Raw genomic sequence first — 8,142 nt, forward strand, 5'->3', positions numbered from 1 at the left:
GCTTGGGGGGTTCGTTCAAACCGGTGTGATCCGACGGGAGAGGAGTTCCCTGCGCCCTTCCGCCATGGCTCGAACATCCGCGGGTCGTTCTGGAGGAGGCAGCACCGATGCTGAGACGTCCACACAGGAGGGGCCTGGCCGGTCGGCTGGTGAGTGCGGGCGCGGCCCTGGTTCTCGCCGCGACCACCATGGCCGCCACCGGCACAGGCGCACAGGCTGCGCAGACCGGAACGGGAACCGGCGCATCCGCCGGCGACAAGATCCGTCCCGAACTCACCCGGCAACTTCAGGGCAAGAGCGAGGGCGACTTCTGGATCCACTTCGGCGCCAAGGCCGACCTGGGCAAGGCCGGGGCGAACAAGGACTGGGCCGCGCGGGGCACCGCGGTCGCGGAGGCGCTCAAGAAGACCGCCGAGGACAGCCAGGCGAAGGTCCGCGCCGAACTCGACCGCTCCGGCGCGAAGTACCAGACGTTCTGGGCGACCAACGCCATCAAGGTCAGCGGTGGCTCCCTCACCATGGCGCAGAACCTCGCCGCCCACGCCGAGGTCGACGGCCTGTACGCCCCGGTCGAGTACAAGCTCCCCGAGGTCACCAAGGGCACCGACGAGAAGTCGGTGAACGCCCTGGAGTGGGGCATCGCGAACATCAACGCCGACGACGTCTGGTCCCAGTACGGCGTCAAGGGCGCCGGCATCACCGTGGCCAGCATCGACAGCGGCGTTCAGTTCGACCACCCCGCGCTGGTCAGCTCCTACCGGGGCAACAACGGTGACGGCACCTTCGACCACAACTACAACTGGTTCGACGCCGCCGGCACCTGCGCCACCGCACCGTGTGACGAGGACGGCCACGGCACGCACACGATGGGCACCATGGCCGGTTCCGACGGCGCCAACCAGATCGGTGTCGCCCCCGGGGTCAAGTGGATCGCCGCGAACGGGTGCTGCCCGACCGACGCCGCGCTGATCTCCTCCGGCCAGTGGATGCTGGAGCCCACCGACCTCAACGGGCAGAACCCGGACGCCAGCAAGCGGCCGAACATCATCAACAACTCGTGGGGCACCACGCTGCCCTCCAACGAGCCGTTCATGGAGGACGTGACCGACGCCTGGACCGCCTCGGGCATCTTCGGCACCTGGTCCAACGGCAACAACGGGCCCGCCTGCCAGACCAGCGGCTCGCCGGGCAGCCTGGCCAGCAACTACTCGGCCGGCGCGTACGACATCAACAACAACATCGCCAGCTTCTCCTCGCGGGGCGCGGGGCAGAACGGCGAGATCAAGCCCAACCTGTCGGCGCCCGGGGTCAACGTCCGGTCCAGCGTGCCGGACAACTCCTACGCCAGCTACAGCGGCACCTCGATGGCCGCGCCGCACCTCGCTGGGGCGATCGCGCTGCTCTGGTCGGCGGCGCCCACGCTCGTCGGCGACGTCGCGGCGACCCGTGCGCTGCTGAACGACACGGCGGTCGACAAGGCCGACACCCAGTGCGGCGGCACCACGGACGACAACAACGTCTACGGTGAGGGCCGGCTGGACGCGCTCGCGCTGCTCAACGCCGCCCCGATCGGCGACAACGGCACCCTGGCCGGCAAGGTGACCGACGCGGCCACCGGCACCCCGATCGCCGGCGCCACCATCGCGCTGACCGGCGCGGCCACCCGCTCGCTGACCACCGCCGCCGACGGGACGTACTCGTCGCTGCTGCTGGCCGGCGACTACCAGGTCACCGTCTCGGCGTTCGGCTACCAGACCAGGACGCTCTCGGCGACGGTGACCACGAACACGACCACCACGCTGAACGTCGCGCTGACGGCGGTGCCGAGCGTCACCGTCAGCGGTCAGGTCACCGACGGCTCCGGGCACGGCTGGCCGCTCTACGCGAAGGTGAGCGCCGAGGGGCTCCCCGTCTCCGACTACACCACGCCCGCCAACGGCCGCTACAGCCTCAAGCTCCCGGCCGGGGCGACCTACCGGCTCAAGGTCGAGTCGCAGTACCCGGGCTACCCGGCCGTGACCAAGGAGGTCGTGGTCGGCTCGGGCAACACCACCAGCAACATCGCCGTACCGGCCGACCCGAACGCGTGCACCACGGCGCCCGGCTACACCAACAGCTCCGACGGCGTGTACGAGACCTTCGACGGCACCAGCGTGCCCAACGGCTGGTCCGTCGTGGACAACGCCGGCACCGGCCAGGTCTGGAAGTTCACCGACAGCGGTGACCGGGGCAACCTGACCGGCGGCTCCGGTGGCTTCGCCATCATCGACAGCGACGACTACGGCAGCGGTGGCCGGCAGGACACCTCGCTGGTCAGCCCCGTCGTCAACCTCACCGACGTCACCGCGCCGGTGATCCGGTTCAACCAGGACTTCAACTGGCTGAGCTCCGACCGGGCGGACGTCGACCTCAGCCTCGACGGCGGCACCACCTGGAGCAACGTGCTCCGCCAGGCGGCCGACGTGCGCGGGCCCCGGGTCACCGAGGTGCCGATCCCGCAGGCGGCGGGCCAGGCGCAGGTCCGGGTCCGTTTCCACTACTACGACGCCTCCTGGGAATGGTGGTGGCAGGTCGACAACGTGCTGATCGGCAGCAAGCTCGTCTGCAAGCCGGTCGACGGTGGCCTGGTGCTGGGTCACGTGCGGGACAAGAACGACAACGGCTACGTCAACGGCGCGACCGTCACCAGTGACGACCGCCCGGCGGAGAAGGCGACCTCGGTGGCGACGCCGGACGACACCGAACTCGCCGACGGCTTCTACTGGATGTTCTCGTCGCTGACCGGCCAGCACCCGTTCACAGCCAAGGCCGGCAACTACGTCAGCCAGACCAAGCAGGTCGCCGTCGAGGCCGACTGGGCGACGGCGGCGAACTTCCAGCTGGCCGCGGGCCGGCTGGCCGTGCAGCCGACGTCGGTGACCGGCACCGTCCGGATGCCCACCGGCAAGGTCAGCAAGACCTTCACGGTGACCAACACCGGCGGGGCCCCGGTCGCCGTCGAGTTCAGCGAGCAGGACGGCGGGTTCGTCCTGCAGCGGGCCGACGGGTCCCAGCTGTCCGAGCAGCAGCTGCTCGGCTCGCCCGGCGCGCCGGCCCAGCGGCTCACCACCCCGACGTCGCTCGCCGCCCGTCCGTCCGGCAAGTCGGCCACCGCGGCCGCCACGCCGACCGGTCCCCAGGCGGCGCCGTGGACGGGCATCGCCAGCTACCCGGCCAACGTGATGGACAACCGGGTGGTGAACCTCGACGGCAAGGTCTACTCGATCGCCGGCGGTGACGGCTCGACGTCCAGCGCGAAGAACTACGTGTACGACCCGATCGCCCAGACCTGGACGGCGATCGCCGACCTCCCCGCCGCGCGCAACGCCATGACGGTCGGGGTCGTCGACGGCAGGATCATCGCCACCGGTGGCTGGGGCGCCGCCGGACCGGACGGCACGACCTGGTCGTACGACCCGGCGGCCAACACCTGGACCAGGAAGGCCGACAACCCCGCGCCGCGGGCCGCGGCCGGCCAGGCCGTCGCCGACGGCAAGCTGTACGCCATCGGTGGCTGCACCACCTCCAGCTGCCTGCCGATGTCCAACTCGGTGGTCCGCTACGACCCGGGCGCCGACGCCTGGGAGACCCTGCCCAACTACCCGAAGTCGGTGGCGTTCGCGTCCTGCGGCGGGATCGGCGGCACGGTCTACTGCACCGGCGGCAACGACGGGTCCGTCTCGCAGAAGGCCAGCTACGCCTTCGACCCCGGCGCCAACGCCTGGACCGCCGTCGCGGACGCGCCGGCCGACAACTGGGCCAGCTCGTTCGCCGTCGCGAACGGCAAGCTCCTGGTGGTCGGTGGCTCGCAGGGCGGGGCCATCACCAACGCCGGCTTCGCGTACGACCCGGCCACCGACTCGTGGGCGAACCTGCCCAACGCCAACACCCCCCGCTACCGCGGCGGAGCGGCGTGCGGCTTCTACAAGATCGGCGGCTCCTCGGGCAGCTTCAACGCCACGAAGGACAGCGAGGTGCTGCCCGGCTTCGAGGAGTGCGCCGAGGGGCCGGCGGACGTCAGCTGGCTGACCATCGACCAGTCGAAGGTCACCCTGGCGCCGGGTGAGAAGGTCACGGTGACCGTCGGCATGACGGCCAACGTCGACCAGCCCGGCACCTACTCGGCGTCGGTCGCGATCAAGGAGAACACGCCGTACACCGTGCCGCCGGTGGCGGTCACGATGATCGCGCAGCCGCCGACCAGCTGGGGCAAGCTGATGGGCACCGTCTCCGGCCGGAGCTGCCAGGGCGCCGTCGCGCCGCTTCCCGGCGCGGTGGTCCAGGTCGACTCGTGGGCGATGTCCTGGACGTTCGCCACCGACGCCGACGGCAGGTACGCCTACTGGATGGACCGGCGCAACAACCCGCTCAGCATCATCGTCGCCAAGGACGGCTGGAAGCCCCAGACCCGTCAGACGAAGATCAACAACACCACGCCCACCGTGGAGGACTTCACCCTGTCCCCCATCCGCTGTTGACGACTGACCGTCGACCGTGAGGTCCGGCCCGCCCGGTGTCTTGACCGGGCGGGCCGGACCGCGTTCACGGCCCGGATCGGGGTGCCGGCCCCGGCGGACGGCGACGGTGGCGAACGCGGATCAGGACGGCGCGAGGCGGAAGCCGATGCCGCGCACCGCGTGGATGGTCGGCGCCGCGCCCACCCGGCCGAGCTTGCGGCGCACCCGGCGCACCACCGAGTGCATGTCGGAACCACGCCCCAGATGGTCGTTGCCCCACACGGCCCGGTGCAGCTGCGCGTACGTCCACACCTGGCCGGGGGTGCCGGCGAGGCAGACCAGGAGGTCGTGCTCCAGCGGCGTCAGCCCGACCTCACGCTCCCGCCACCGTAGGACGCGGCGGTCGGAGTCGACGTCCAGTTCGGACACCGGCGCGCCGTCCGGCGGCGGCTCGTCGACGACCGCGTCACGGGCGGGAGCGGGTCGCGCCGCCCCGGGCGTGCGCAGCAGATCGAGGAACCGTCGTGCCTGGTGCGCGCTGGAGACGATCAGGAACGTCTCGGTGCCGCCGATCAGCTGCGCGAGCTGCCGGCGTTCCGCGGCCGAGGACGCGATACCGATGACCAAGGACGGCACCCCCGTCATCATCCGCCCTTCCGTTCCACCCTTTTCGTGAGGCCTTTCCGCAGCGTCCGCGAATTGCCTGCGCAGGCAGCGGGAATCGGCCGCCGGGCGTGGGTGGATTCGGACGCGCGACGGTCGGCAGGTGCGGAGAATGTGCCGGAGCAGCGATTGTGTGAGGCGTTGCGGACCTGTTGATCGGCATCATATAGCCGGGTACCGATGATTGGTATAGCAGTTAACGTCAATGTAACGGCGCTGGCGCAACAGTTTCGACCGCACCGTTCATGCCCGCCGGTACCGCGCGAGGACCGCCGCGCCCACCTGCTCCACCGACAGACACCGCAGGTACGTGGGCGGACCGTCCGCCGGGAAGATCCGCTCGCCGGTGCGGAGAATCGTCGGGAAGGTGAGGAGCCGGTACTCGTCGACCAGGTCCTCGGCCACCAGCCGGCGCACGACGCTCAGGCTCCCCGTGACGATGACATCGCGCCGCTCCCGTCCGACCGCCTCGACCGGGTCGCCGCCGATGATCGCGGAGTTCGCCCAGGCCGAGACGTCGCCCAGCGAGCGGGTGGCGACCAGCTTGGACGCCGCGTTCATCCGGGCCGCGAACGGGTCGTCGCGTCCGGGCCAGAGCCCGGCGAACAGTTCCCAGGTGGTCCGCCCGAGCAGCAGGACCCCCTCGTCCAGCAGGCTGCCGAGGCGGAACTTGTCCCCGGCGACGCTCTCCGGGCCGTGCCGGAAGGCCCAGCCGCCCGTGGGCGTGCCCCCGGATCCGTCCGGGTCCGACACGATCCCGTCCAGGGTCATGAACTGAATGACGGTGACGCTCACGATGATGTCCCTTCGGTAGGTGCTCACCGGTACGTACCGGCGGCACCGGCCGGACTCATCGCGCCGGGCGGAACTCCTCGGCAGGAATCGTCGGGGGCAGGTCGAACGCGTCGAAGACGCGCGGGTCGGCGAACACCACGTTGTGCGTGACGCGCCCGCCGACGACGGTGAGCACCTGCAACGTGTGCAGCCGGTGCGGACCGGCCGGCTGCGGCGCGTACGCGGCGAGGGCCGGTTGCCCGTTGGCGCTCAGCCGTCGCAGGCGCCAGCCGGCGCCGCGGGTCCGGAACACGCGATCCATGAACCGGCCGTAGTCGCGGCTGCCCCGGTACCACAGCGGCACCGGCGGCATCTCCAGGACCGCCTGGTCGGCGAGCAGCCGCACGAGCCCGGGAACGTCGGCCGCCTCGAACGCCCGCACGTACTCCTGGACCACGGCCCGCACCCGCGGATCGTCCGGTTCGGCCACCTCGCCGGCGTCGCCGACCTCCGTGAGAGCGGCCCGGGCACGCTGGAGCGCGCTGTTGACCGCGGCGACCGTGGTGCCCAGTTGCGCGGCGACCTCGGCGGCGCTGAATTCCAGCACCTCGCGGAGCAGGAGCACGGCCCGCTGCCGGGCCGGGAGCACCTGCGTGGCCGCCACGAGCGCGAGCCGCAGGTCGATCCGCGTCTCCACCTCGATCCGGTCGTCGGGGAACGGCTGGAGCCACGGGATGTCCATCGAGGGTGTCAGCGGGGCTTCCGGGTCGTCGCTCGGTGCGCCCAGCCCGGACGGCAACGGCCGTCGCGCGCGCCCTTCCAGCGCGGTGAGGCACGCGTTCGTGGCGATCCGGTACAGCCAGGTCCGTTGCGAGGCGCGCGCCGGGTCGTAGCGGTCCCTGGCCCGCCAGGCTCGCAGCATCGTCTCCTGCACGACGTCCTCGGCCTCGTGGAACGAGCCCAGCATCCGGTAGCAGTACGCCAGCAGCTCACCCCGGTGCAGCTCGAAGTCCACGCGCCCATCCTGGCGTACGTCCTCCGGGACCCGGCACCCGGCGGCTAGGCCGGCACGTCCTGCCAGAGCTCGTTGAAGGCGATGCTGTCGAAGAAGGCGGTCCCCTCGACCACCTTGCCGTCCCGCATCCGCAGGAACCAGGCGACCGTGTCGGTGTACGTCGTGCCGATCGTGGTGGTGCCCGCGCCGTTCCACGCCACGATCACCATGTCGGCGCTCGGGTCCTCGTAGATGCCCCGGATGAGCACGGGCCGGAAGGGATCCTGCGCCGTGAAGCGCGCCCCGAAGGGCGTCAGCGCCTCCTCGATGAACTGCCGGGCGGGTTGGTAGAGCCCGCCCGCCACGGAGCGGCCGATGATCTCCCACCGCATGTCCTCGGCGAAGATGTCGGTGATGGCGCGGGTGCCGGCGGACCAGGCGGCGAAGGCGTCCGCCACGATCTCCCGGTTGGCGGTCATCGGCGGCTCCCGTTCTCCCTGCGGCGGCACCCGGACGTGCGTCCGCTCCGCCCATCCTCCGCCGCCACGTCCGCGCCCGGTGGCGGATTCGGCGCGCCGCCCTCCCCGGGGCGGCAGGAGCACGCCCCACCGGTACGCAGTACAGCACCTACCCTGAACGCGTGGATCGGTGTGACGAGTGTCTGTTCGTCTATTCCGCGCTCGACAGTGGCGAGCTGCCGGGGCGGCTGCGTGACCTGGCCGGGCACTTTCCGGCCGCGCTGCACGGGGCGCCGGACGTGCGCCGGCGGCCCGCACCGGAGGTGTGGTCGCCGCTGGAGTACGCCTGCCACGTCCGGGACGTGTTCCGGGTGCAGGGTGAGCGGCTGGCGCTGGCGCTGCGCGTGGCGGAGCCCGAGTTCACGCCGATGGGCCGCGACGAGCTGGTGGTCACCGAGCGCTACAACGCCCAGGACCCGGAGGTGGTCCTCGCCGACCTGGCCACGGCCGCCGAAGGGTTCGCGGCCCGCTTCGGGGCGCTCGGCGAGGCCGACCTGGCCCGCACCGGCGTCTACCCGTGGCCGCAACGCGAGGTGCGGACCCTGCTCTGGCTCGGCCGGCACACGGTCCACGAGGCCGAGCACCACCTGCTCGACATCCGCCGCGCCGGGTCCCGGACGGCCGGCGGGGCCTGACGCCGACAGGCGTCAGGCCCCGCGACCGCGAGCCGGACCGGGGTCGGGTCGGCGGGGCGAGG

6 protein-coding genes are annotated in these 8,142 nt (G+C 71.7%); 2 read left to right on the forward strand and 4 right to left on the reverse strand.

Features of this window, described 5'->3' with window-relative positions; genetic code table 11:
* The first annotated feature begins 107 nt into the window (after positions 1-107).
* Positions 108-4,517, forward strand: coding sequence for a S8 family serine peptidase (locus ABZW14_RS31305; protein WP_355353806.1), 4,410 nt, complete (start codon positions 108-110; stop codon positions 4,515-4,517).
* 120 nt (positions 4,518-4,637) lie between these two features.
* Here the strand turns inward: ABZW14_RS31305 and ABZW14_RS31310 are convergent, their stop codons facing one another.
* From ABZW14_RS31310 to ABZW14_RS31325, 4 genes are all read right to left on the reverse strand, one after another.
* Positions 4,638-5,132 (reverse strand): winged helix-turn-helix domain-containing protein, encoded by a 495-nt coding sequence (locus ABZW14_RS31310; protein WP_355353808.1) that lies wholly within the window; start codon positions 5,130-5,132, stop codon positions 4,638-4,640.
* A gap of 270 nt (positions 5,133-5,402) precedes the next feature.
* Positions 5,403-5,954 (reverse strand): dihydrofolate reductase family protein, encoded by a 552-nt coding sequence (locus ABZW14_RS31315; RefSeq protein ID WP_355353811.1) that lies wholly within the window; start codon positions 5,952-5,954, stop codon positions 5,403-5,405.
* A 55-nt stretch (positions 5,955-6,009) separates the two neighbouring features.
* The gene (locus ABZW14_RS31320) at positions 6,010-6,948 is read right to left on the reverse strand and encodes a sigma-70 family RNA polymerase sigma factor (protein WP_355353814.1); all 939 of its coding nucleotides are present in this window, start codon (positions 6,946-6,948) and stop codon (positions 6,010-6,012) included.
* 44 nt (positions 6,949-6,992) lie between these two features.
* The gene (locus ABZW14_RS31325; protein WP_355353817.1) at positions 6,993-7,406 is read right to left on the reverse strand and encodes a hypothetical protein; all 414 of its coding nucleotides are present in this window, start codon (positions 7,404-7,406) and stop codon (positions 6,993-6,995) included.
* Between the two features lie 161 nt (positions 7,407-7,567).
* On the opposite strand from ABZW14_RS31325, the gene ABZW14_RS31330 reads away from it, so the two are divergent.
* Positions 7,568-8,080 carry a DinB family protein gene (locus ABZW14_RS31330; protein ID WP_355353820.1) on the forward strand — a complete coding sequence of 171 codons (513 nt, stop codon included), beginning with the start codon at positions 7,568-7,570 and terminating at the stop codon, positions 8,078-8,080.
* The last annotated feature ends 62 nt before the right edge of the window (positions 8,081-8,142 follow it).

Origin of the sequence: Micromonospora sp. NPDC004551 (assembly GCF_040609975.1) — a bacterium.
Taxonomy (GTDB): Bacteria; Actinomycetota; Actinomycetes; order Mycobacteriales; family Micromonosporaceae; genus Micromonospora.